This is a genomic window from Rheinheimera marina, from assembly GCF_042654345.1.
Classification (GTDB): Bacteria; Pseudomonadota; Gammaproteobacteria; order Enterobacterales; family Alteromonadaceae; genus Pararheinheimera; species Pararheinheimera marina.
On the sequence record NZ_JBHSGB010000010.1, the window covers coordinates 184,204 to 208,067 of the forward strand.

The window sequence follows — 23,864 nt, forward strand, 5'->3', positions numbered from 1 at the left end:
GCTGCTTTTTACAATAAGCGCTGTTGAGTCAACAGTTGCCTGGAGTGAAAAGCAGCAATGAAAATAGTAAGCGGAATAAGCCTGGCCCTGACAGCGTTGCTGTTCAGTGGCTGTGATGTGGAATTAATTAATGGAGATGGCAAAGGCTTTAACTCAGATTTCCAGCAAGGAGAATCGGGGTGGACTGCAGGTTTTTCGGATTATCCTGTTGATAACGCGCCGATTTATCAGCTTGAGTCCGGTATTCGCACTTTACCTGCCGGATTTAACGGTCAAGGGTATTTGTTGTCCGGCATGAACCGCAGTGACGACCTCTTTATGTTTTTAAAGCAGCGGCTGACTGGGCTTGAGCCTTCCACCCGGTATTACGCTCGTCTGCGCGTCAGCTTTCTGACCAATGCAGGTGAAAACTGTATGGGGGTTGGTGGTGCGCCAGGGGAAAGCGTCTATATGAAGTTGGGCTACCACCAATCTGAACCTAAGCAAGAAGGTTATTACCTGAATGCTGATAAGGGACAGCAGTCACAAGGTGGCAGCCAGGCGGCTGTGATTGGTCATGTGGGCAGTAAAGATGCGCTTTGTGATGGCAGTCGCTTTGCAGAAAAAACCATTCAGACCTCGACCTCAGAGCGGCTGCAGTTGCACACCGACGCCACAGGCGCGGTCTGGGTTTTTCTTGGCACTGATTCGGGCTATGAAGGTCTGACCCAGCTGTACTACCGTCGCATTGAACTGGCACTGGAGAGGTACTAACCCTCTCCAGGTTTCGCTTTATTCCATATCCAGTTCTTTTAGTTTGCGGGTCAGCGTATTGCGACCCCAGCCTAAACGGCGGGCAGCGTCTTGCTTATGGCCATGGGTAAAATGCAGCGCCTGTTTCAGCACAATTTTTTCAAACTCAGGGCTGGCTTCGGCCAGAATATTTTCTTCGCCTGCCTGCAATTTGTCGCGCACCCAAGTTGCCAGCGCATCTTGCCAGCTTTGCGCCACCCCTGCGCTATTGGCATGAATAATTTTCGGTGCCTGGGTCAGTTCCGGGGGCAAATCTGACATCAGCACCTGTTTGCCACTGGCCATTACGGTGAGCCAGCGACAGATGTTTTCCAGCTGACGCACATTGCCAGGCCAGTCCAGTGAGGCGAGAAACTTCTCAGTGTCTGAGGCCAGGCTTTTGGCTTCGACGTTCAGTTCGCGGGCGGCCTGGCGTAAGAAGTGCTGCGCCAGTTTAGCAATGTCCTGACGGCGGTCTTTCAGCGCCGGAATATGAATACGGATCACGTTCAGGCGGTGAAACAAGTCTTCACGGAATTTGCCTTCTGCCACCAGTTGCTCCAGGTTCTGGTGAGTGGCGGCAATGATCCGCACGTCAACACTGATGCCCTGGTGACCGCCGACGCGATAGAACTGGCCGTCCGACAACACCCGCAACAGCCGGGTTTGTACATCCAGCGGCATATCGCCAATTTCATCGAGGAACAAGGTGCCGCCGTCAGCTTGCTCAAAGCGGCCTTTACGCTGATTGGCGGCGCCGGTAAAGGCGCCTTTTTCATGGCCAAAGAGTTCTGATTCAATCAGGTCTTTCGGAATAGCAGCCATGTTGAGCGCAATAAAGGGCTGCTCGGAACGTGGGCTGTGTTTATGCAGCGCATGAGCCACCAGCTCTTTCCCCGTACCGGACTGGCCGTTAATTAACACGCTGATGCTGGAGCGTGACAAACGACCGATAGCACGAAACACTTCCTGCATGGCCGGAGCTTCACCAATAATTTCAGGCACTTCCGTCGCTTGCACTGGCTGATGTTTGGGTTGTTTGGCTTTGGCATGTTCCAGCGCACGCTGAATAAGCGCCACCGCTTCGTTCACATCAAAAGGTTTCGGCAGGTATTCAAAAGCGCCTTTTTTAAAGGCATTCACCGCACTGTCCAGGTCGGAATGCGCGGTCATGATAATCACGGGTAATTCAGGGCTGAGTTCCTGCAATTTACCCAACAGCGCCATACCATCTGTGCCTGGCATCCGGATGTCGGACACCACCACAGTGGGCTGCTCGTACTGTAAACGCTGCAGCATCAGGTCGGCTGAAGCATAACTTTCACAGGCGATGTCGGCTCGTGCCAGCGCTTTTTCCAGCACCCATCGGATCGAGTTATCGTCATCAATAATCCAGACCACTTGTTGCATATTAATCTCCAGAGTTATTGAGGGGCAGATACAAAGTAAATGAGGTTTGGCCTGGCCAGCTTTCGCAATCAATCCAGCCGCCATGCTGATGAATTAAGGTTTGGGCAATGGATAGCCCTAAGCCTGTGCCACCGGCTTTGCCGCTGACCATTGGGAAAAATAAGGTGTCTTTAATTTCAGGTGGTATACCAGGACCATTGTCAGTGACTTTGACTGCCGCCACCAGCCGGTGACGGCGGCCATGCAAGGTATGCTGGTTCAGCACCCGGGTTTGCAGCGTAATTTGGCCGCCAGCCTGTTCCAGCACTTGCTGGGCATTGCCGACAATATTCAGCAGTGCTTGTTCTATCAGCTCAGGGTCAAACTGAAAGTCCGGAATACTGGGGTCGTAGTCGCGGATAAACAACACCTGGTGCGGGTTGTCCATCTGCGCCAGTTGCACCACCTGTTCAATCACCTGATGCACATTCTGCATTTTCTTTTGCGGCGCTTTGTAGGGGCCCAATAAGCGGTCGACCAGGTTTCGTAGCCGGTCAGCCTGCGCGATGATCAGTTGGGTGTATTCTTTTTGTTCGTCGTTAAGGGACTCTTCCAGCAGCTGCGCGGCGCCACGCAAACCACCTAAGGGGTTTTTAATTTCATGCGCCAGACCGCGGATCAATTCACGGGCTGCCAGGTGCTGATGCTGCTGCAGGCTTTCCTGGCTGATTTTGCGTTGTTGGTCGACCTGACGGATCTCCAGCAGCAACAAAGTGGGTTCTTCCATCAGATTGACGGTCACATCCAGCAGCATATGCCGACCATCAAGCAACACGGCCTGAACATCGCTGATACCAAAACCTTGCCGGTTCTGGATCGCGGTCAGAAAAAAGCTGGTTGACAGATCAGTGTGCTGAAACAGGGTCGGGAAATATTGTTGGTTTAATTTCTTTTCGCCAATACCAAACAAAGCACAACAGGCGGTATTGAAATACTGAACCTGCAGTTGCGTATCCAGTACCAATACGGCGGTGCTGAGTTGATCAGTCAGACTGGCCGCTGTCCATTCCATTACAAAGCCTTTTACGTCAATGCACCAATTTAGTGCTTTCTTTTCCCCAGTCTACTGTAACTTTGTATTGTGACTAGTGATGTTGCACTAATTTGGTGAAAATAATGAGCTTTTACGCAAGTAAAAGCGTGTGACAGGACTTTCTGCAATTAGCTTGCCGTTTTGGTCAATCTGCTGCAGTTGCAGTTGATGCTCACCACGTTCTATGCCTTTAAGCAAAAAACCAGAGGTCCGTTGTGGTGGGCTGAGCTGGTTTTGGTCAAAAACTAAGCGTAACTGATGTCCGGTTGGCAGTTCAGGCTCCACCCGGGTTTGCACTCTGAGTTCGCCCGAGTTGGACAGCAGATTTTGCTCGGCGACAGGTTCCAGGATCTGCAACCGGATTTGGGTCTGGGCCTGGCTGAGCTGCAAATCGGCAGGTGGATTTGCCGGAGCTGCGCTTGCCGAAGGCGGGCTGACATTCAACTCGACTAAACGCGCGCCTGCCGTGGGCTGATCTGAATAAACCGGCGTACCGTCTTTGTCATAGGACAGATACACTTGCTGGGCGACAAGTGGCGGGCTGAGCAACAAAAGTGTAAGCAGCAAGCGCATAAGCAACCCTTTGAGATGTCCTGTTAACTCTAAACCTGCTGCCGGTTTTTGCCAAATAGAGTGCTGACCCCCTCAAACAAAAAACCCGCGACAGGCGCGGGTTTTTGGCAAAGCAGCCGGTATTACACGCTGTAGTACAGTTCGTATTCCAGTGGGTGTACAGCCACAGAAACGCGTTTAGCTTCAGCGCGTTTCATATCGATATAGGCATCGATCATCGCGTCTGACATCACGCCGCCTTTGGTGAAGATAGCGCGGCTGGCGTCCAGAGCATCCAGAGCTTCGTCCAGAGAACCGCAAACCTGAGGGATCAGTGCTTCTTCTTCCGGTGGCAGATCGTACAAGTCTTTGTCCATCGCATCGCCTGGGTGGATCTTGTTCTGGATACCGTCCAGACCAGCCATTAACTGAGCCACGAATGCCAGGTACGGGTTCGCAGCCGGATCCGGGAAACGTACTTCGATACGACGTGCTTTCGCACTTGGTACCAGAGGGATACGGATAGAAGCAGAGCGGTTACGGGCTGAGTAAGCCAGCATTACCGGAGCTTCGAAGTGTGGCACTAAACGCTTGTACGAGTTGGTGCTTGGGTTGGTGAAGGCGTTGATTGCTTTGGCGTGTTTGATGATACCGCCGATGTAGTACAGGGCAGTTTCAGACAGACCAGCGTATTTATCACCAGCAAACAGGTTCACGCCGTCTTTTGCTAATGACTGGTGGCAGTGCATACCTGAACCGTTGTCACCAACCATTGGTTTTGGCATGAAGGTCACGGTTTTGCCGTACAGATTGGCAACGTTGTGAATAACGTACTTCAGGACCTGAATTTCATCCGCTTTTTTGGTCAGCGTATTGAAACGGGTTGCGATTTCGTTTTGACCTGCTGTGGCTACTTCGTGGTGGTGTGCTTCAACGGTCTGACCCATTTCTTCCAGTACCACACACATGGCGCTACGGATGTCATGGTGTTGGTCTACTGGTGGTACCGGGAAGTAACCGCCTTTGATACCAGGACGGTGCGCTTTGTTACCACCTTCGTACACTTTGTCTGAGTTCCAGGCCGCTTCCGCTGAATCGATAGCGAAGAAAGCAGTCCCCATCGTGTTTTTGAAACGTACGTCGTCAAACATGAACCACTCTGGCTCTGGGCCAAACAGTACGGTGTCAGCGATACCAGTTGATTTCAGGTACTCTTCAGCACGCTTCGCGATAGAACGTGGGCAACGCTCGTAACCTTGCATAGTGCTTGGTTCGATAACGTCACAGGTGATGTTCACCGTGGTTTCTTCTGAGAACGGGTCCAGTACCATGGTGTCAGCCTGAGGCATCAGGATCATGTCAGAGTCGTTGATGCCTTTCCAACCCGCGATGGAAGAACCGTCAAACATTTTGCCGTCTTCGAAGAAGTCTTCGTTGATTTGGCTGGCAGGAATAGTCACGTGCTGCTCTTTACCTTTGGTATCGGTGAAGCGTAAATCAACGAACTTAACGTCATTCTCTTTCATGTAACTGATAACTGTAGAAGCAGACATGCATTCCTCCGGTTTGTCTGTTGACTGGCCCTGCGGCCACTTTTTTTGTTGCTGGCATTCGCCATAGCGTTGCGCTCAGTAATGCTAATCTTATGCCAGATATGTATAGCATTGATCTCTATAGAATTTATTCAATCGCCTGGCGAAATGAATTGTTTTTATGCACCAATTTGGAGCTCTTCTGCACCATTGTGGCGTTATGGCACCAAGCTGGTGCTTCCGTTTATCCGCCATTAAAGATAACAGCCGCAACATAATTGTTTTGATAATTTCTTTATGTTAATGATATTTCCTTTAAAAGGTAAAATCCTGAGCTGTATGAGGGTTTCGCCGTCATTATTTAACTAATGGATGGTTAGTTATGAAGTTCTATCAATGGATTCGAATACATCTACTGTACCTTTTGGTCGTTGTTGTGTCAGTGGGGTGTGGCGGGGGGACCGAAGGTGGCGACCCGCAAATGACTCAGTTTTACCAAGTGTCTACTGAGGTTAATATCCCCGCAGCAGGGACAGTTAGCCCGTCAAGCTCCCAAGTGGAAGAAAACAAGCCACTCAGCCTTAGCATCAACATTAACCCAGGTTATCAATTGACTGGTGCCACAGGTTGTGGCGGGTCTTTATCAGGAACTGGTTACCAGATTAATGCGGTGACAGCCAATTGCGTGGTTAGCCTGAGTTTTGCTGCGGTGCAATTCAAAGTGACGGCATTGGCAAGCTCAGGGGGCTTGGTTTCGCCAACAGAGCAAACGGTCAGCTATGGTGGCAAAGCATCCTTTGCGTTAACGCCTGATGCTGGTTATCAGCTGGACAGTGTGACCGGCTGTGAGGGGAGTTTAACCGGGCTGCAATTTGAGACTGCACCTATTTATGCCGATTGCCAGCTGAGTGCCACATTTGCGGCCATTCCCGCTCCTGAAGTTGCAGGACCTGAGCGGTTTTTAGTTCAGGCGCATCACGGTGACTTGTTGATTAGTGCCGATGCTGTCGCTGGTGCAGTCAGTTACAACCTCTACCTGGCTACCGAAGCTGGCCTCACAAAATAAAATTATCAAAGCAAAGCAGAAGGCAAAAAGCTGGATGGCTTGCAATTGCCTTATGTGGTAACTGGCCTGGACAAGGCGAAGAACTACTATGTTGTGCTGACTGCCGTGACAGTACAGACCGAAAGTGCGGAAAGTAAAGAGTTAAGCAGTTATCCGGTATTTAAGAAGATCGGAGGGTTGAACGATACCGGGATTGGCCGCTGCTTTAATTTGGTGCTGAGTTCAGCATGCCCCGTCGCGGGTTTTCCCGGCCAAGACGCTGAATCAGGCCGTGATTATGCTGCGCAGACTGGCCAATTAGTCAAGCAAGGAACTGGCAGCGCTGGCTTTGATTTCACCAAGCTGGGTTCGGATGGTAAGCCGCTGTTTATTCAGCATTTAGCCGTTGATCGTAGCGCAGGCAGCGAAAGTGCTGGCACTCAATGGCATTCGGTCAGAGATAACGTCACAGGTCTGGTGTGGTTGTACATCGATTCAGCCTCAGGATTGAAAGGTACCTACACCTGGTACAATCCCGATTCTGCAAGCAATGGCGGCAATGCCGGGGTGGCGAATGGTGGTCAATGTCTGGATGCCCCATGCGATACGAATCACCTGATTGAGAGTGCAAATCTGCAGGCTCTGGGGGGATTTTCTGATTGGAGACTACCTTCGTTTCAGGAGCTTGTGAGTATCAATGACCGGGTGGGTTACGCTTCACCAGGTGGCCCCGCCCGCAGAGATCCCCAGCTCTTCTTTAGTTGGTATTTGATGGCGGTCCCGAGCTCGACCAGTGTTGCTGCGAGCCCGGACCAAATCAAAACAGATTTTGGCACGGCCACTAAAACCACAGTGTTTAACGGTGTTGTATTAGTCAGAGAGGACCTTCAGTGACTGCGGCACTGAATGTATTGCAGAGGATGATGCAGATGAAAGCAATAAGCCAGTTAGTTTGTGGTGTGTTGTTTGTGGGGCTTGCCAGTGCGCAGGCGGCAGAAGTGCAATGTGATCATCAGAATATGGCGATGGTGCCAAGTACTGCGGCCAGCAACTTTGATTTATCCCGGTCCGGCCTGGTTGCGGACCCTGCCAAAGGGTTGCTTTGGATGCGTTGCAGTCTGGGGCAAAATTGGGACGGCACTACTTGTGTGGGTGATGCGACATTGTTTGCACAGTGGCAGTCCGCATTGCAAAGCGCTGAAACTTATGAATACCAGGGCCTGACGGGCTGGCGTTTGCCCAATGCTAAAGAGTTATTGTCATTGGTTGAACACAGTTGCTGGTCACCTGCACTGAATGAAATGGTATTTCCGTCTGCTTACAACGGGGATTATTGGAGCTCGAGCTATGCAGGTCATTACCGGGAGTCTGCTGGGCAGAATGCAGGGGACGGAGTGGTGGTAGATTTTGTCCGTGGACTGGAGAAAGTTGCTTATCGTACCAGTGGTTTGGAGCAGCAAGCCCCTTCTGCGGTGCGGCTGATGCGAGAGTTGCTGAAAAATTAATCACGTGAAGATTCGGTGATGCTGTTCATCATTATTTAAAGTTGGCCTGCCAGACTGACAGCGAATAGAAGCGCTTTAAGGATTTTTTTCTTTCTGCTGAAAAAAAGAGTAGAATACGCGCCCTTGAATTCGGACAACTTTTAGTCAATGCCTAGTGGTCAGGTTATGGTCAGCTAGCGCCACAGAGGAAATACAGATGAGCGGAACCGCTTCAGCTATCGAAAAACTGCGTAATATCGCCATTATTGCTCACGTTGACCATGGTAAAACCACCCTGGTAGACAAGTTACTGCAGCAATCAGGCACTTTTGATGCCCGCGCCAAACTGCAGGAACGTATGATGGACTCTAACGCCCAGGAATCTGAGCGGGGTATTACCATCCTGGCGAAAAACACTTCAGTACGCTGGAACGGCTACCATATCAACATCCTGGATACACCAGGTCACGCGGACTTCGGTGGTGAAGTTGAACGTGTATTGTCAATGGCTGACTCTGTATTACTGCTGGTAGACGCCGTAGAAGGCCCAATGCCTCAGACTCGTTTCGTGACGCAAAAAGCCTTCGCACACGGTTTAAAACCAATTGTTGTTGTGAACAAAATTGACCGTCCTGGCTCACGTCCGGATTGGGTGATTGACCAGGTATTTGACCTGTTCGACAACCTGGGTGCCACTGACGAGCAGTTAGATTTCCCAATCGTGTACGCGTCAGCCATCAACGGCTGGGCATCACTGGACTACAACGAGCCAAAAACAGATATCAATGACCTGTTCGAAGCTATCGTGAAGCACGTGGCTCCGCCACAGGTAGAACTGGATGGTGAAACTCAGCTGCAGGTTTCTCAGCTGGATTACTCAAGCTACCTGGGCATTATCGGTATCGGTCGTATCAAGCGCGGTACTTTAAAGCCAAACCAACAAGTGACCATCATCGGTGCTGACGGCAGCAAACGTAACGGTAAAGTTGGCCAGGTGTTTGGTTACTTAGGTCTGGAGCGTATTGAAGCTGCTGAAGCCGGCGCTGGTGACATCGTCGCGTTTACAGGTCTGGGTGAGCTGAAAATCTCTGACACCATCTGTGCTCCAACCAAGTTAGAAGCACTGCCAGCTCTGCAAGTTGACGAACCAACAGTGACTATGACTTTCCAGGTCAATACTTCGCCATTTGCTGGTAAAGAAGGTAAGTTCGTGACTTCACGTCAAATTCTGGAACGTCTGCAACACGAACTGAAGCACAACGTGGCTCTGCGTGTTGAAGAAACAGAAGACGGTGACAAATTCAAAGTATCAGGCCGCGGTGAACTGCACTTAGGCGTTCTGATCGAAAACATGCGCCGTGAAGGCTTCGAATTGGCCGTATCTCGTCCTGAAGTCATCATGAAAGTGATCGACGGCGAGAAAATGGAACCAATGGAAAACGTCACCATCGACGTGGAAGAGCAACACCAGGGCTCTATCATGGAGAAAATGGGTGAGCGTAAAGCTGAAATGACCAATATGCAGCCAGACGGTAAAGGCCGTATCCGGATGGATTTCCAGATGCCAAGCCGTGGTCTGATCGGTTTCCGTACTGAGTTTATGACGCTGACGTCAGGTACTGGTCTGATGTACAACAGCTTCGACCATTATGGTCCGTACAAAGGCGGCACTATCGGTCTGCGTAACAACGGCGTACTGATTTCAAACGCAATGGGTAAAGCTGCTGGTTATGCGATTTTCTCTCTGCAGGAACGTGGTCGTATGTTTATCGGTCACGCCGACGAAGTGTACGAAGGTCAGGTGATCGGTATTCACAGCCGTAGCAACGACTTAACGGTAAACTGTCTGAAAGGTAAGCAGTTAACTAACGTGCGTGCTTCTGGTACTGATGAAGCGATCAACCTGGTTCCGCCAATCCGTTACACACTGGAGCAGGCGCTGGAGTTTATCGATGACGACGAACTGGTAGAAGTAACGCCAGTGTCTATTCGTATCCGCAAACGTCATTTAACAGAAAATGACCGTAAGCGTGCCAGCCGTGCAGCCGGTGAGTAATAGCTAACTTGATTGAAAAAGCCAGCGCTAGTCGCTGGCTTTTTTATCGGCTTGTTTTACCGCCAGGTATGGCAATGTCAATTGAAGTCAGTGTGTCGTTACAGAATGACACCAGAGGGCACAAATCTTCACTTCAATTGCACAGGGGGGCTGGTCTATAGTACAAACAGCAGTACTGAATCGCATGGTCGTTCACACTGCAATGCATTAAAAACCGGAGGTAGATATGCGTAAACTGAATAGGGCATTGGTTGCTGCTGCGTTTTGTGCTGTGGCGACAGTGCAGGCCGCGGACGTCAAAGTCGACTACGTCAATCAGAAGAAATTTACCGATATTAAACCTGCCAACGAACCCAGAGGTTCTTTCGAAAAAAGGACTCTGGCTGGTTTCGATAAAATTTTCGCTGATTTGGCTGCCAAACTGCCTGATGGTTATGTCTGGAAAATCACAGTTACGGACATCGATCTGGCCGGAGATGTCAATTACATGTTCACTCAAAGTGGGCAGGACATTCGGGTCATTAAAGAAATCTTCGCGCCCCGGGTTAACTTCAGTTATCAGTTGCTTGATAAGAGTCAAAAAGTGGTATTAACAGAAGAGTTGAAGTTGCGTGATATGGCGTTTATGAGCCGCACTCATTTGAACCGGAGCCAGGTCCTTTCTTATGAGCGCGAGATGCTTGAGCGTTGGTTTAAAGAGAAATTTGAACCTGCTTTTGTTGCCGCCACCAGCACTTCCTCTACAGCAGGCTAGCAATCTCCCGGTAGATATCCAAAGCTTCCTCGCGGCTTAAGCGGCCGCTGGAAGCTGCTTTACCAATAGTGCTGCTAACCCTTACCACATCCGTTTCTGCTATCTGTTCGACAGGTCCAGGCAAGGTAGGGGTGGTGTTTTGTAGCTGTACTTGCCGGACGAGGGTATTGCTGGCTTGCTGGGTTGGGGTCAGACGACTGGTGGCCTGGCGAAATTCGGCAGGTTGATTGAATGTCAGGCTAGTGCTGGTCAGTTCAGTCATAAGTCACCCCTTATGCTTGTTAGACTAGCGCACCGCCTGAGACTTGCCAGATTATTTAATCAGTTAGCCAGCGCGGCTTTGAACTCGGCCAAGGTTTTATGTAACTGCTGTAATTGCTGTACTACCCGCTGCAGGGTGGCGGTATTAAATTGTTGAGTCTGGCGCATTGCGGCAATTTGTTCTGCGGTCTCGCTCAGATAGGGCATAAACCTGTTGCTCTGCACAGTAAACAGCTCTTCTGCGAAAATACTCTGGTGTTTGGCATGGCCTTGTTGTTGCAGTTGTTCCAGCAGCGCGTCCGCATCCAACGCTTTGCGATACAACTCTTTTAAGTTCTGATCCAGTTGTTCCAGTAATTGATCCATAACTCACCTCAGAAAAATTTCCGCCATTTTGCCATAAGGTGACGAGGCGCCCCAGCGAAGTCTTGAGTTTTTTCCGATTTGTTATATTATAACGACCCTTTTGATTGGCTGGAGTTACAGGCCGTGGACTTTCTGCGAAATACGCTCGACAAAGCTGGCATTGCGCTTACATCATTGTGCGCCATTCATTGCATCATGCTGCCTGTCCTGCTGCCTGTGTTACCTTTGTTTGGCCTGACAGCCTGGCATAATCATGCCATGGAGCGGGTGATCCTGCTGGCATCCATGGTATTGGGTTTTATCACCATTTTTGCTGGCTTTCACCGCTACCATAAAAAGCTTTATCCATTTTATTCGCTGTTTTTAGGTGGTTTTATTTACTGGCACAAAGATGTGTTTGGCCACGATTATGAACATGCAATTCTGATTGTCGGTGCTGCTTTTGTGATTCTGGCGCATGTGCTGAATTTACGGTTGTGCAATCATTGCCATAGCTGCGAACAGCATTAATTTCCCGCCTGTAACCAGCCTCTGGCTTCTGCCGGGTAATTGCAGAATATGGCGTCAACTCCCATCTGCTGCAGTTGCAGCGCCCGTTGTACTGAATTGACCGTGTACACCCAGACTTCGAGACCTCGGCGATGCGCGTCCTGCACCAAGGCTTCATTAATAAAATCTTTATCACAGTTGATCGAGTAAGCCCCCAGTGCGCTGGCAAATGCGGCGTAATCCAATGGCAGGCTGGCGGTCAGCGCGCCAAGTTTAAGGTCTGGTCTGTGCTGTTGAATCAACCGCAGCAGATGATGATTAAACGAGGAAATCAGCAGTAACCCGGGGTTGACCCCCAATTGCTGTTCAGCATGAGCCAGCTCCTGCAGGAATAATTCAGCGGTATCTGCGCCTTTCAGTTCAATATTTAACAGACATTGATTGTTTACCAGTTGCAGCACCTGCCATAAGGTGGGCACCGATTCGCCGTTACCGGCGTCCAATTGCAGTAACTGTTGAAGACTGAACTGGCTCAATAAGCCATTGCCATTGGTGGTGCGGCTGACATCTGAGTCGTGGATCACCACTAACGTATCCTCCACCCGGTACAGATCGATTTCAATCCCGTCACAGTCCGCATCCAGTGCTTTGGCGATGGCCAGCAAGGTGTTTTCCGGGTAATGACCGCTGTAGCCGCGGTGCGCTATAACTTTCATAACACGCATCCTTAAAAAAAGAGCGGCTTTCAGGGCCGCTCTTTCGCTTGAACTGGGAGTAAATGCAGTTTTAGCTGTTTTTGCAAATCCGCGCAAAGGCTTCGCCCATCCGGGTGACGCTGGTGGGGTATTGATTAGGTAAAAACTCAACCTGTCCAGCCGGGAAGGCCAGGATCACGGTGGAACCCAGTTTAAAGCGACCCATTTCTGCGCCTTTCTCAAGCTGAATAGCCTGCGGCCCTGAGGCCGGGTAGGTCCAGCGGAACACATCCTTGCCTGCCGGAGGTGTGACTGTGCCTGCCCAAACAGTTTCGATACTGGCGACTATAGTGGCACCGACCAGCACCAATGCCATCGGGCCTAATTCGGTGTCAAAAATGGTCACTACACGTTCATTGCGGGCGAATAAATCCGGCACGTTTTCCGCGGTCAGCGGATTCACCGAGAATAAATCGCCCGGCACATAAATCATTTCACGTAAGGTACCAGCAACCGGCATATGAATACGGTGGTAATCTTTTGGTGCCAGATAAATACAGGCAAACTCGCCACCGGCAAAAGGCGCTGCAGTCGCGGCATCGCCGCCCAATAAAGCCTGCAGTGAATAATTGTGGTTTTTCGCCTGGATCAGTTTACCGTCAACAATAGCGCCCAACTGGCTGATGGCGCCGTCCACCGGATGGGCAACAATGCTTGGATCCTGGTTTAACGGGCGCATGCCTTCTTTTAATGGCCGGGTAAAGAACTCGTTGAAGTTGCTGTAGTCTGAGGCCTTTTCAAACTGCGCTTCCGCCATATTAATTCTAAAGGCTTTGATAAAGAGGTTAATCAGCGCATGGCTGATAAAACCCAGTCTGGCCGCCGCCAGATAGCCCACCAGACGGGAAATTAAATGCTTAGGCAGAATGTATTGCAGGGCAATTTTCAGTTTGTCCATGGCAGGAAACACCTCAGTTAGAAAAGTAATTAGGTTTGTCCTGCTGCATGCTGAGCAGGATCTTATGGTAGTTGTGAAAACGTTCCGGGTGAATGTCGCCTTGGCTGACTGCATGCTGCAGCGCGCAGCCAGGGTCATTCTGGTGTTTACAGTCGCGGAACTTGCAGCGGCCTAACCAGGGTTGGAATTCCGGATAGGCGGCTGCCACCTGCTCCGGTTCTAAATGCCACAAGGCAAATTCGCGGATCCCCGGTGAGTCAATCAAATCACCGCCTTGCGGCAAGTGGTAAAGCCGTGCTGTGGTGGTGGTGTGCTGGCCCAGGCCGGACACTTCAGAAACTTCCTTCGTAATAGCGTCAATGCCGGGTAACACGGCATTCAATAACGATGATTTACCGACACCAGACTGACCAACAAAAATGCTGCAGCCCTGTTGCAGGTAATTATTCAGTTGCGCTGTACCTTCGCCGGTTTTCGCACTTAGCAGCAAAAAGTCGTAACCCAGGCTGGTGTACATCTGCAGCTGCTGTTCCAGCGCAGCGCGCTCTTCAGCAGTGAGCAAATCGACTTTGTTTAACAACAACAAAGGCTTGATATGCATGGCTTCGGCCGCTATCAGATAGCGGTCCACTATATTGCTGGAAAACACCGGCAGTACCGCAGAGACGATAATCATCAGGTCAATATTGGCAGCAACTGGCTTTAAACCGTCGTAGAAATCCGGCCGGACCAACACAGATTCGCGATCTGCTGCCGCCTCCACTACACCAGCCGGCGTACTGTTTGCTGCTTTAGCGCGGCGCCAGATGACTTTATCGCCTGTGACCAGGCTGTTAATCACCCGACGCAGGCTGCAACGGTGCACACTGCCATCTGTGGCTTCGATATCAGCATGCTGGCCAAAACGGCTGATCACCAGTCCAGGCTCAGATTCAGCAAATAAATCCAGATCCTGCTCTGCGGCTTCTGGCTTTTCAGCCCGCACAAAGCGTTTTTTCTGGTTCGCCGCAATGCGTTGGTGCTGGCGTTCTGTCAGGTGTTTCTTTTTGGTCACGTAATGTCGCTGTTACTGTCTGCTGTAAGTTCGGTGCTGACTTGGTTGTTGGCACCGGGGCTTGGTATGATACCGCTATTCAGCTAAGTTACAAAGCGCAGAGCTTATTACCTGCAGGAGAAGGCAGACCTATGGCAGCAAATGAAAACAATCTGATCTGGATCGATCTGGAAATGACAGGTTTGGAACCGGAAACCGACGTCATTCTGGAGATGGCGACAATAGTGACCGACAGTGACCTGAACATTCTGGCGGAAGGTCCGGTCTTTGCCATTAAAACCCCAGACGAGGTGTTAAATGGGATGGACGCCTGGTGCACAGAAACTCACGGCAAAAGTGGCTTAACGCAGCGTTGCCGCGACAGCCAGACTGACTTAGCCGAAGCCGTGCGTCAGACTATCGCATTTTTAAGCGACTATGTGCCCGCAGGGAAGTCGCCGATGTGTGGTAACAGTATCGGCCAGGACCGCCGTTTTCTGGTGAAGTACGCACCCGAGTTTGAAGCCTATTTCCATTACCGTAATCTTGATGTGAGCACAGTGAAAGAGCTGGCCAAACGTTGGGCACCAGCTGTCACTAAGTTGGTGAAGAAATCATCAACTCACCTGGCGCTGGATGATATCCGTGAATCCATTGCTGAATTAATGGTCTATCGGCAGCATTTTTTCAAAATTCCTGAATAAAAGCTGTTGCACAGTACGATTTTTTTTGTAAAATGCGCGCCGCTTCTGACGGAAAACTGAAAGAAGCGGTTTGACACTGTACGCGGGTTTAGCTCAGTTGGTAGAGCGCGACCTTGCCAAGGTCGAGGTCACGAGTTCGAGCCTCGTAACCCGCTCCACGTACAGTTCTGCAAGACATCTTCAGTGCGGGCATAGCTCAGTTGGTAGAGCGCGACCTTGCCAAGGTCGAGGTCACGAGTTCGAGCCTCGTTGCCCGCTCCAATTTCGGTTGGAACACTGATTCACTACACAAAGAATTTTCTGATGACCCAGCCGCAGTTAGCGGATTTTTTCGTTTGTTGCTTTCAGCTTCATGCCTTGAACGGCTTGCCTGCCGGGCGCTTTACTGCTAGTTTTGCAGCATTGCATTTAGAGGTATGACCAGTATGAGTCCAGTGAATAAACTTGGCCGTTATGTGCACAAAATCAATCAGCAGGGCCCCTGGCTGCGCAGTTGGCTGCTGACCCAGTTATTTGGCCGCGCCATTAAATTCGCCGGCACGGCCTCGGTGCAGGTGGCAGAGCTGGATTTTTCGCATTCGCTGCTGAAATTAAAAAACAAAACCAAGGTACAGAACCATATTGGCTCTGTGCACGCCGCGGCCATGTCGTTATTAGGTGAATCGGCCAGCGGCTTCCTAGTGGGTGTGCATGTGCCAGATGACCGTATTCCGCTGTTGAAATCAATGCACCTGGACTATGTAAAGCGCGCAAGCGGTGACTTAACGGCGCAGGCTCAGCTGACACAAGAGCAAATTCAATTTATTCGCTCGACAGAAAAAGGTGAAATCAGCATCAAAGTGCAGATCACCGATTCGGTGAACGTGGAACCCGTATTGGCCGAGTTTGTCTGGGCCTGGGTGCCGAAAAAGCGTAACTAAGTCATACTAAAGGCAGTCACCACCGAAGAGACTTGTGATGCTGCCTTCCCCCTGCACCCGGATTTGTTGCCTGGATTTACAGGATATTTGCCTGGGCTGTGGCCGTTCTCTGGATGAAATTAAGGCTTGGAGCAATGCCGACGAGCAGCGGCAGCAACAGATCCTCGACAGTGCCAGTCTAAGACAGCAACAGCGCAAACAACAGCTCAGGCATGATCCGGCAAGCCTTTTTGGATCACCCGGACTAAACGCTCGGTCTGACGACTAAGCAAGTTTTGCTGCTGCCACTGTTGCTTCTGTTGTTTGTCCTGCTGCTGTGCCAGCGCCCACTCCAGATGCCGCTGGACCAGTTCGCTGACGCAGCCATTACGCTGCTGCAGCGCCTGCACAGTAGATTCACTGAACGGCGCATTCCCTAAAGCCACCGCTATATTGCGTAACCAGCGTTCATGGCCAATACGCCGGATAGCTGAGCCTTCGGTGTGGCGCAAAAACTCTTGTTCCGTCCATAGCCACAATTCAACCAGGCTTTTGTTCAGCCAGACCGGCCGGCGCTGGAAATCACTTTCTGCGCTGACGGCCGATGCCTGATTGACCGGACACACCAGCTGGCAGTCGTCACAGCCATAGATCCGGTTGCCGATCAGTGGCCGCAGCTCTTGTGGAATGTCGCTTTGCAGCTCGATGGTCAGGTAGGAAATGCAACGACGTGCGTCCACTGTGTAAGGAGCCACAATGGCCTGAGTTGGACAGATGGTCATGCAGGCGACACAGGTGCCGCAACTGTCGTCTATGGGGGCGTCGACAGGTAAGGGTAAATCGACAAAAAGCTCACCGAGAAAAAACAGTGAACCAGCGTCGCGATTGAGCAGCAATGAATGTTTACCTTGCCAGCCTAAACCCGCTTTGGCCGCCAAAGGCCGCTCCAATACCGGCGCTGAGTCGACAAAAGGCCGGAAACCATAAGGGCCAACATGGGCCTGAATTTTTTCACCCAATTGTTTGAGCCGGTTTCGAATGAGTTTGTGGTAATCACGGCCCAGCGCATAACGACTAATGTAGGCACTGTCCGGGTCGGCCAGGTTGGAGGCAAAGGCGGCATCTTCCGGTAGGTAATCCATGCGGACCGAAATCACCCTCAAGGTGCCTGGCACAAGTTCCGCGGGGCGGGCCCGTTTCATGCCGTGGCTGGCCATCCAGGCCATCTCACCCTGATAGCCTGCGTCCAGCCAGGCCTGCAGTTTAGGTTCTTCTGCCTGCAGGTCGGTGTCACAAATACCGACCTGGCCGAAACCAAGTTCCAGACCCCAGGTCTTTATTTGTGCAGCGAGTTCGGACCAATCTGGTTGCATGTCAGTCAATTGCAGAAAAAACTGGCGGCAGTTTATCACAGAGCCGTGGCGCAAGCTGGGCAAAGAAACTGGCTGCCTAACACGTCTTTTGGTAGCATGGGTGGCAATTTAACTTCCGCATTGCGGTCCGGCCCGACGACTTAAACCCGGCACAGGTAGAGATGACAACTTCAGTACTGACTCTGGCTCTTGATGATGAACAGGCCACGGCGGCTTTGGCCCGGGCTATGGCTCCTTTGGTGCAACCAGGCGCGGTGCTTTACCTGCATGGAGACTTGGGTGCCGGCAAAACCACTTTCAGTCGTTATTTGCTGCAGGCGCTCGGTCATCAGGGCAATGTCAAAAGCCCGACTTATACCTTGGTTGAGCCGTATCAGTTGGGTGAGTTAACAGCCTATCACTTTGATTTATATCGGTTACGTGACCCGGAAGAACTGGAGTTTATGGGGATCCGCGATTATTTTTCCGCATCAACTTTATGCCTGATTGAATGGCCTGAACGTGGTTATGGCTTGCTTGCGCCTGCGGATCTGGAGTTGAAACTGCAACTAATTCAGGGCCAGCGCTCGGTCTGCCTGACCGCAGCGACGGCAAAAGCTGAAGCCTGGCTTGAACAGCTGCAGCAGGAGTTGCAAGCATGAGGCTATGGCCTGCTGCTCTTGTTGTCTGTTGTGTACTGCTCAGCCCCTGGTTACAGGCTGCAACCACAGTCAAAGGTGTACGGATCTGGGCCAGCCCGGACAATACCCGGCTGGTGTTGGATTTGTCTGCAGCGCCTTCGCATAAAAGCCGGCGCCTGACGAACCCGGAGCGGCTGGAAATTGAACTGGCGGACGTCAGCAGTCTTAATTTGGGCCCGGTCAGTGGCTCGGCGGCCTTGGTAAAGCGGGTCTACGCCACCCGCACACCCAGTGCGGCCACTGCCGTTGTGATTGAGCTGAGTCAATCGGCTGCAGAGAGTATTTTCAGCCTGCCGCCGTCGCCACCTTATGGCCATCGGCTGGTTATCGATTTGAAGCCTCAGGCGTACCGCAGTCAGTCACCGGCGCCAGTAACAGAGGTGAAGTCAGTAACGCCGCTGCCGGCGCCAAAAATTGTCACCCCCAGCCACGCCACAGGCCGCGATATTGTGATTGCCATTGATGCTGGCCATGGTGGCAATGACCCCGGGGCCGTTGGTCCTAATGGCACTCACGAAAAAAGAGTGACCTTTGCGATTTCTCAGATGCTGATGCAAATGATCAATCAGCAGCCTGGCCTGAAGGCGGTGCTGACCCGCACCGGTGATTACTACATTCATCCGGGTAAAAGGCCGGATGTAGCCCGGCAAAAACAAGCTGATTTGCTGATTTCGGTGCACGCCGACGCAGTCAAAAACCGTAAAGCGCATGGCGCTTCGGTGTGGGTTTTATCAATGCGACGGGCAACTACGGAAGTCGGCCGGATGCTGGAACAGACCGAGCAGCATTCAGAGTTATTGGGCGGTGTCGCCGAAGTCATAAAGGATTCCGCCAACGAACGTTACCTGGCGCAAACCGTGCTGGACTTGTCGATGAACCACTCTATGGTGACAGGCTTTGAAGTGGCCAAAGAAGTACTGCGTGAACTGGATAAAGTGGCACACCTGCATAAAAAGGAACCTCAGGCGGCCAGTCTTGCGGTGCTGAAGGCGCCGGATATCCCGTCCATTCTGATTGAAACCGGCTTTATCTCTAACTACAACGAAGAACGGTTGCTTAAAGATAGCGGCCACCAGCGCAAGCTGGCCAGTGCGATATTTGGTGCGGTCAAAAGCTATTTTGAACAGCAACCGCCGGCCGATTCAATGTTTGCCGCGCTGAAGCAGCAAGGCCGTGCTGTGCCAACGCAAAGTGCTTCTGTCGGTCAAACGGCGGCCACAGCGGATCGTATTCACCGGGTGAAAGCGGGCGAATCTCTATCTAAGTTAGCCCGACAATACGGTGTCAGTATGGCGCAACTGCGCCAGTACAATAAGCTGCGCGACGACAACATCCAAATTGGTCAGGTGCTGAGGATCCCCTGATGCCGATTCAGATCTTATCGCCTCAGCTGGCGAACCAGATAGCGGCTGGTGAAGTGGTTGAACGCCCAGCCTCCGTGGTCAAAGAGCTGGTCGAAAACAGCTTAGATGCGGGTGCCACTGAGCTGCTGATTGATATCGAAAAAGGCGGCTGTAAAAAAATTCTGATCCGGGACAACGGCAGTGGCATCGCGCGGGATGAGTTGCAACTGGCGCTGTGCCGCCACGCCACCAGTAAAATCAGCACACTGGACGACCTGGAGCAAATTGTCAGCCTGGGGTTTCGCGGTGAAGCGCTGGCCAGTATCAGTTCAGTTTCCCGCCTGACCCTCACCTCTAAACCTGCGCATCAGGACAACGCCTGGCAAGCCAGCGCCGAAGGCCGGGATATGCAGGTGGAGATTAAACCTGCAGCTCACCCTGTTGGCACCAGTATTGAAGTAGTGGATCTGTTTTTTAATACCCCGGCACGGCGCAAATTTCTACGCAGCGATAAGACCGAATTCTCTCATATTGATGAGCTGGTCAAACGCCTGGCATTGAGCCGCTTTGATGTCAGCTGGACCTTAGTACATAACGGCCAGCCGGTGCGGCAGCTGCGGCAGGCGACAGATACTGACCAACAACAAAAACGGGTTGCCGCGCTTTGTGGCAAAGCCTTTGCGCAGCACGCATCCCGGGTCAATGTGGATTACGATGGCATGTCATTGCACGGCTGGCTAGTGCAGCCAGCGGCCTGCAGTGAGCAGGCGGTGCAGTATTGTTACGTCAATGGCCGCATGATGCGGGATAAGTTGCTGAACCACGCGATTCGGCAAGCCTATGGCCATTTACTGCGCCCTGAGCAGCAACCTTCCTTTGTGTTGTATCTGCAGCTCGACCCGCGCCAGGTGGACGTCAATGTGCATCCGGCGAAACATGAAGTGCGTTTCCATCAGGCCCGGCTGGTGCATGATTTTGTGGTCAGTGCGCTGCAAAACGCCTTGTCGCAACTGCAGGCTGCTGCCGAGCCTGAGCTGCTGCCCAACGCGGCGATGGTGCATGAAACCGCACCTGCCAGCCGCAGTCGTTACAGTCTGCCAGAGCAGTTTGCGGTCCGGCCTGGTCCCTACACCAGCCCTGTGTATCGCGCTGCAGCCAGGCCTGAGCGTCCGGCAGGGCAGAATTGGACGATGCAGTTTGCCGCGCCAGTCCAGCCTGCGCCTTTTTCCGCGCCGACAACGGATGCCAGCGGGCAGGCTAATCCGGCTGAAACCCGGCTCTGGGTGCTGCAAAACCGTTTTATGCTGTGTTTTGTGCGTGAGCAGCTCTACCTGCAGGATTTGCTGCCTGTGCTGGGCCGCTTATGGCAGGAGAAGGCTTTACAGGCCTTGCCACTGCTGATGCCGGTTCGTTTTACCGTTAAAGCGGCCGAGCAACAGATGTTGCTCGGTCATGCCGACCTGATGGCAGGGCTTGGTTTTGATTTATTAGTCGCTGATCAGCAACTGATTGTGCGCGCTGTACCGGCGTTTTTGCGGCAAAGTGCCGTAGCAAGCTGGTTACCTTTGTGGTGGCAACAGGGGCTTGGGCAGGACGCCGGCGAGCTGGTCACCCAGCTGCTTCGGCTGTTGCTGGAGCAGCAGTACCTGGACGCAGCCGGTCTGGGCCGCTATTTTCCTGAGTTACTGACGGCTGAACCTGACGCTGGCGCAGTCGAGCTGGATCTGCAAAGCGCATTGGCCCAATTGCAGGAGCTTGTATGAACCGGCCTGGTGTAATTTTTCTGATGGGGCCAACGGCCAGCGGCAAGACTGCGCTGGCGATGGAGTTGTATCAGCGTATTCCTTCCGAGCTTATCAGTGTCGACAGTGCGCTGATTTACCGGGGCATGGATATTGGTACCGCTAAACCAACGGCAGAAGAACAGGCGTTGGCGCCACATCAGCTGATTGATATTCTTGACCCGGTGCAGGCCTATTCCGCCGCTGATTTTCGTACCGACGCTCTTCGACTAATAGCGGATAGCCACAGCAGAGGAAAAACCGCGATACTGGTTGGCGGCACCATGCTGTACTACCGGACCTTGCTGCAGGGGATATCGCCTTTGCCTGAAGCAGACGCGCAGATCCGTCTGCAGATTGAGCAGGAAGCGGCCGAGCAGGGCTGGGCCGCATTGCATCGTCAGTTGGCTGAGATCGATCCTGTGTCTGCAGCTCGGATTCATCCAAACGACCCGCAGCGGATTAACAGAGCCCTTGAAGTGTTCCGGATCAGCGGCAAAAGCATGACCGAATTGACTGCAGACAAAGGCGAAGCTTTTCCTTATCCGGTGCAGCAATTTGCCATAGTACCGGATGACAGAGCTGAACTTCATCAGCGCATTGCGGTCAGATTCCGGCAGATGCTGCTGCAGGGTTTTGCGGACGAAGTGCAAAGGCTGATGCAGCGTCCCGATCTGCATCTGGATCTTCCTTCAATGCGCTGTGTTGGGTACCGGCAAATGTGGTTGTATCTGAGTGGACAAATCAGCGAAGCGGAAATGACAGAGCAGGGGATTGCCGCGACCCGGCAGTTGGCGAAGCGCCAATTAACCTGGTTGCGAAGCTGGCCTGATTTATGCTGGTTAAAAACCGAAGCGGGCACAGCACAAAACTTGCAACTGCTTTTAACTTCGCTACGCTAAGAAAGTAATTGAAAAAAAGTTGTTATTTAACGACTTGAAAATAATATAATAATCACAATATCCGGCAAGACTAATAAAAAATAAGGAAAGCGAAAATGGCAAAGGGCCAATCGTTGCAAGACCCATTCTTAAACACATTGAGACGTGAGCGCATCCCGGTTTCTATCTATCTGGTGAACGGCATTAAGCTGCAAGGCCAAATCGAATCATTTGATCAGTTTGTTATTCTGCTGAAAAACACTGTCAGCCAGATGGTGTACAAACATGCAATTTCTACTGTGGTACCAGCCCGTGCGGTAAACACCATGGCAGGTCATGCAGGTAGCTCTGAAGGTGAAGAGACTGAGTAACAGGGTCAGACAGCTTGTTTGAACATACAAAGGTAGCCGAACAAGCGATCCTGGTTCATCTCTATCTAAGTCAAGACAGTGCCAGCGAAGATTTAAATGAGCTGGTTATGTTAGTGGCGTCTGCCGGAGTGCAGAATAAAGCGGTGATTACCGCCAGCCGTAACAGTATTGACGCCAAGTTCTTTTTAGGTAGTGGCAAAGCGGCAGAACTAGCGCAAGCTGTCGCTGAGCTGCAAGCCGATCTGATTATTTTCAATCACGCGTTATCCCCAGCTCAAACCCGCAATCTGGAACGTCTGTGTCAGTGCCGGGTCATTGACCGCACCAGTCTGATCCTGGATATCTTTGCCCAACGTGCCCGCAGTTACGAAGGCAAGTTGCAGGTTGAGCTGGCTCAGCTCAAACACCTAGCCTCCCGTCTGGTGCGCGGTTGGGACAATATAGAACGGCAAAAGGGTGGTATTGGTTTGCGGGGGCCGGGGGAAACCCGACTGGAAACCGACCGGCGTTTGTTAAGAGAACGGATCACTGTGTTGAAGCTGCGGCTGTCTAAAGTCAGCCAGCAGCGTGAACAGGGCCGCAAAGCCAGGCAGCAGGCCGAAGTGCCGGTGGTCTCTCTGGTGGGCTATACCAATGCTGGCAAATCCACCTTATTTAACCGTTTGACCCAGGCCGATGTGTATGCCGCCGATCAGCTGTTTGCCACACTGGACCCGACCTTAAGGCAAATTCAACTAGCTGAATTTGGTGATTTAGTGCTGGCGGATACGGTCGGTTTTATCCGGCATTTGCCGCATGATCTGGTGGCGGCCTTTAAATCCACCTTGCAGGAAAGCCGTGACGCCGATTTACAATTGCATGTGATTGATTGTGCGGATGAACGGTTGGATGACAATATCCGTCAGGTGCAGCTGGTGCTGGAAGAGATTGACGCTGCGGAGGTTCCTCAGCTGAAGGTCTTTAACAAAATTGATCAGAATCAGCAACCGGCCCGTATTGAATACAACGAGCAGTTGCAGCCTGTTGCCGTATGGCTGTCGGCCAGAACCGGCGAGGGCATGGAGCTGTTGCGTCAGGCCATCCGGCAACGCCTGTCGGTTGATTTTATCCGCCTGACCCTCATATTACCGCCAGAGCTCAGTGTCTGGCGCTCCCGTCTGCATCAACTTTGTGCAGTACAACAAGAGCAATTTACTGAACAAGGAGAAGCTGTACTGAAGCTGGCGCTGCACCGCACTGAGTGGGCGCGGCTGCTGAAGCAAAGTGACGGCTTGTTACAAAACTATCTGCAGGCTGCTGTATAAAGTTAAGACGATCAGCGATATAAATAGCGCCAGTGACCAGACAGCCAAAC

26 protein-coding genes and 2 tRNA genes are annotated in these 23,864 nt (G+C 51.8%); 18 read left to right on the top strand and 10 right to left on the bottom strand.

Translation table 11 applies throughout. The annotated features are described in order from the left end of the window. Positions 1 to 57: 57 nt before the first annotated feature. A complete protein-coding gene (locus ACFO3I_RS10480) occupies positions 58 to 753 on the top strand; it encodes a hypothetical protein (RefSeq protein ID WP_377333939.1) in 696 nt (231 codons plus the stop codon). 18 nt (positions 754 to 771) lie between these two features. Here ACFO3I_RS10480 and glnG read toward each other — a convergent pair whose 3' ends face one another. From glnG to glnA, 4 genes are all read right to left on the bottom strand, one after another. Continuing rightward, on the bottom strand, positions 772 to 2,181 hold the full coding sequence (gene glnG / locus ACFO3I_RS10485; RefSeq protein ID WP_465269137.1) for a nitrogen regulation protein NR(I): 1,410 nt from the start codon (positions 2,179 to 2,181) through the stop codon (positions 772 to 774). Position 2,182: 1 nt separating this feature from the next. Beyond that, a complete protein-coding gene (gene glnL, locus ACFO3I_RS10490; RefSeq protein WP_377333940.1) occupies positions 2,183 to 3,232 on the bottom strand; it encodes a nitrogen regulation protein NR(II) in 1,050 nt (349 codons plus the stop codon). Between the two features lie 87 nt (positions 3,233 to 3,319). Continuing rightward, positions 3,320 to 3,826, bottom strand: a complete 507-nt coding sequence (locus ACFO3I_RS10495) for a DUF4124 domain-containing protein (protein WP_377333941.1) — start codon at positions 3,824 to 3,826, stop codon at positions 3,320 to 3,322. A 122-nt stretch (positions 3,827 to 3,948) separates the two neighbouring features. Continuing rightward, positions 3,949 to 5,358 carry a glutamate--ammonia ligase gene (gene glnA / locus ACFO3I_RS10500; RefSeq protein ID WP_377333942.1) on the bottom strand — a complete coding sequence of 470 codons (1,410 nt, stop codon included), beginning with the start codon at positions 5,356 to 5,358 and terminating at the stop codon, positions 3,949 to 3,951. 460 nt (positions 5,359 to 5,818) lie between these two features. Between glnA and ACFO3I_RS10505 the strand changes: the two genes are divergently transcribed. From ACFO3I_RS10505 to ACFO3I_RS10525, 5 genes are all read left to right on the top strand, one after another. Beyond that, positions 5,819 to 6,403, top strand: a complete 585-nt coding sequence (locus tag ACFO3I_RS10505) for an InlB B-repeat-containing protein (protein ID WP_377333943.1) — start codon at positions 5,819 to 5,821, stop codon at positions 6,401 to 6,403. A gap of 39 nt (positions 6,404 to 6,442) precedes the next feature. Then, positions 6,443 to 7,276 carry an Lcl domain-containing protein gene (locus ACFO3I_RS10510; protein ID WP_377333944.1) on the top strand — a complete coding sequence of 278 codons (834 nt, stop codon included), beginning with the start codon at positions 6,443 to 6,445 and terminating at the stop codon, positions 7,274 to 7,276. Between the two features lie 35 nt (positions 7,277 to 7,311). Next, on the top strand, positions 7,312 to 7,887 hold the full coding sequence (locus ACFO3I_RS10515) for an Lcl C-terminal domain-containing protein (protein WP_377333945.1): 576 nt from the start codon (positions 7,312 to 7,314) through the stop codon (positions 7,885 to 7,887). 196 nt (positions 7,888 to 8,083) lie between these two features. Next, positions 8,084 to 9,922 (top strand): translational GTPase TypA, encoded by a 1,839-nt coding sequence (gene typA, locus ACFO3I_RS10520; RefSeq protein WP_377333946.1) that lies wholly within the window; start codon positions 8,084 to 8,086, stop codon positions 9,920 to 9,922. Between the two features lie 226 nt (positions 9,923 to 10,148). Beyond that, positions 10,149 to 10,676, top strand: coding sequence for a DUF3016 domain-containing protein (locus ACFO3I_RS10525; RefSeq protein WP_377333947.1), 528 nt, complete (start codon positions 10,149 to 10,151; stop codon positions 10,674 to 10,676). Here the strand turns inward: ACFO3I_RS10525 and ACFO3I_RS10530 are convergent. Beyond that, complete coding sequence (locus tag ACFO3I_RS10530; RefSeq protein WP_377333948.1) at positions 10,663 to 10,938, bottom strand: hypothetical protein; 276 nt, start codon at positions 10,936 to 10,938, stop codon at positions 10,663 to 10,665. The genes ACFO3I_RS10525 and ACFO3I_RS10530 overlap by 14 nt on opposite strands. A gap of 59 nt (positions 10,939 to 10,997) precedes the next feature. Next, positions 10,998 to 11,303, bottom strand: a complete 306-nt coding sequence (priC, locus tag ACFO3I_RS10535) for a primosomal replication protein PriC (protein ID WP_377333949.1) — start codon at positions 11,301 to 11,303, stop codon at positions 10,998 to 11,000. Between the two features lie 123 nt (positions 11,304 to 11,426). On the opposite strand from priC, the gene ACFO3I_RS10540 reads away from it, so the two are divergent. Then, positions 11,427 to 11,813: a MerC domain-containing protein gene (locus ACFO3I_RS10540; protein ID WP_377333950.1), complete on the top strand. Its 387-nt coding sequence runs from the start codon at positions 11,427 to 11,429 to the stop codon at positions 11,811 to 11,813. Here the strand turns inward: ACFO3I_RS10540 and ACFO3I_RS10545 are convergent. From ACFO3I_RS10545 to rsgA, 3 genes are all read right to left on the bottom strand, one after another. Next, positions 11,810 to 12,508, bottom strand: coding sequence for a glycerophosphodiester phosphodiesterase (locus ACFO3I_RS10545; protein ID WP_377333951.1), 699 nt, complete (start codon positions 12,506 to 12,508; stop codon positions 11,810 to 11,812). The genes ACFO3I_RS10540 and ACFO3I_RS10545 overlap by 4 nt on opposite strands. Positions 12,509 to 12,578: 70 nt before the next feature. Beyond that, positions 12,579 to 13,445, bottom strand: coding sequence for an archaetidylserine decarboxylase (gene asd / locus ACFO3I_RS10550; RefSeq protein ID WP_377333952.1), 867 nt, complete (start codon positions 13,443 to 13,445; stop codon positions 12,579 to 12,581). A gap of 13 nt (positions 13,446 to 13,458) precedes the next feature. Continuing rightward, the gene (rsgA, locus tag ACFO3I_RS10555; protein WP_377333953.1) at positions 13,459 to 14,499 is read right to left on the bottom strand and encodes a small ribosomal subunit biogenesis GTPase RsgA; all 1,041 of its coding nucleotides are present in this window, start codon (positions 14,497 to 14,499) and stop codon (positions 13,459 to 13,461) included. 131 nt (positions 14,500 to 14,630) lie between these two features. Between rsgA and orn the strand changes: the two genes are divergently transcribed. The 5 genes from orn to ACFO3I_RS10580 all read left to right on the top strand — a co-directional run bounded on the left by orn (position 14,631) and on the right by ACFO3I_RS10580 (position 16,370). Then, on the top strand, positions 14,631 to 15,182 hold the full coding sequence (gene orn / locus ACFO3I_RS10560) for an oligoribonuclease (protein WP_377333954.1): 552 nt from the start codon (positions 14,631 to 14,633) through the stop codon (positions 15,180 to 15,182). An 82-nt stretch (positions 15,183 to 15,264) separates the two neighbouring features. Beyond that, positions 15,265 to 15,340: transfer RNA gene (locus ACFO3I_RS10565), tRNA-Gly, on the top strand. Positions 15,341 to 15,367: 27 nt separating this feature from the next. Next, positions 15,368 to 15,443 (top strand) — tRNA-Gly (locus ACFO3I_RS10570). 164 nt (positions 15,444 to 15,607) lie between these two features. Next, positions 15,608 to 16,102, top strand: coding sequence for a DUF4442 domain-containing protein (locus tag ACFO3I_RS10575; RefSeq protein WP_377333955.1), 495 nt, complete (start codon positions 15,608 to 15,610; stop codon positions 16,100 to 16,102). A 37-nt stretch (positions 16,103 to 16,139) separates the two neighbouring features. Further along, complete coding sequence (locus ACFO3I_RS10580) at positions 16,140 to 16,370, top strand: DUF1289 domain-containing protein (protein WP_377333956.1); 231 nt, start codon at positions 16,140 to 16,142, stop codon at positions 16,368 to 16,370. On the opposite strand, the gene queG is transcribed toward ACFO3I_RS10580, so the two are convergent. Beyond that, the gene (queG, locus tag ACFO3I_RS10585) at positions 16,309 to 17,454 is read right to left on the bottom strand and encodes a tRNA epoxyqueuosine(34) reductase QueG (protein ID WP_377333957.1); all 1,146 of its coding nucleotides are present in this window, start codon (positions 17,452 to 17,454) and stop codon (positions 16,309 to 16,311) included. The genes ACFO3I_RS10580 and queG overlap by 62 nt on opposite strands. A 161-nt stretch (positions 17,455 to 17,615) precedes the next feature. Between queG and tsaE the strand changes: the two genes are divergently transcribed. The 6 genes from tsaE to hflX all read left to right on the top strand — a co-directional run bounded on the left by tsaE (position 17,616) and on the right by hflX (position 23,814). Beyond that, positions 17,616 to 18,095: a tRNA (adenosine(37)-N6)-threonylcarbamoyltransferase complex ATPase subunit type 1 TsaE gene (gene tsaE, locus ACFO3I_RS10590; protein ID WP_377333958.1), complete on the top strand. Its 480-nt coding sequence runs from the start codon at positions 17,616 to 17,618 to the stop codon at positions 18,093 to 18,095. Next, the gene (locus tag ACFO3I_RS10595) at positions 18,092 to 19,498 is read left to right on the top strand and encodes an N-acetylmuramoyl-L-alanine amidase (protein ID WP_377333959.1); all 1,407 of its coding nucleotides are present in this window, start codon (positions 18,092 to 18,094) and stop codon (positions 19,496 to 19,498) included. Before tsaE ends, ACFO3I_RS10595 begins: the two co-directional genes overlap by 4 nt. Next, a complete protein-coding gene (gene mutL, locus ACFO3I_RS10600) occupies positions 19,498 to 21,240 on the top strand; it encodes a DNA mismatch repair endonuclease MutL (RefSeq protein WP_377333960.1) in 1,743 nt (580 codons plus the stop codon). The genes ACFO3I_RS10595 and mutL overlap by 1 nt, the downstream gene beginning before the upstream one ends. After that, the gene (gene miaA, locus ACFO3I_RS10605) at positions 21,237 to 22,160 is read left to right on the top strand and encodes a tRNA (adenosine(37)-N6)-dimethylallyltransferase MiaA (RefSeq protein ID WP_377333961.1); all 924 of its coding nucleotides are present in this window, start codon (positions 21,237 to 21,239) and stop codon (positions 22,158 to 22,160) included. Before mutL ends, miaA begins: the two co-directional genes overlap by 4 nt. 95 nt (positions 22,161 to 22,255) lie before the next feature. Next, positions 22,256 to 22,510, top strand: coding sequence for an RNA chaperone Hfq (gene hfq / locus ACFO3I_RS10610; protein ID WP_377333962.1), 255 nt, complete (start codon positions 22,256 to 22,258; stop codon positions 22,508 to 22,510). Between the two features lie 14 nt (positions 22,511 to 22,524). Next, a complete protein-coding gene (gene hflX, locus ACFO3I_RS10615) occupies positions 22,525 to 23,814 on the top strand; it encodes a ribosome rescue GTPase HflX (protein ID WP_377333963.1) in 1,290 nt (429 codons plus the stop codon). Positions 23,815 to 23,864: the final 50 nt, after the last annotated feature.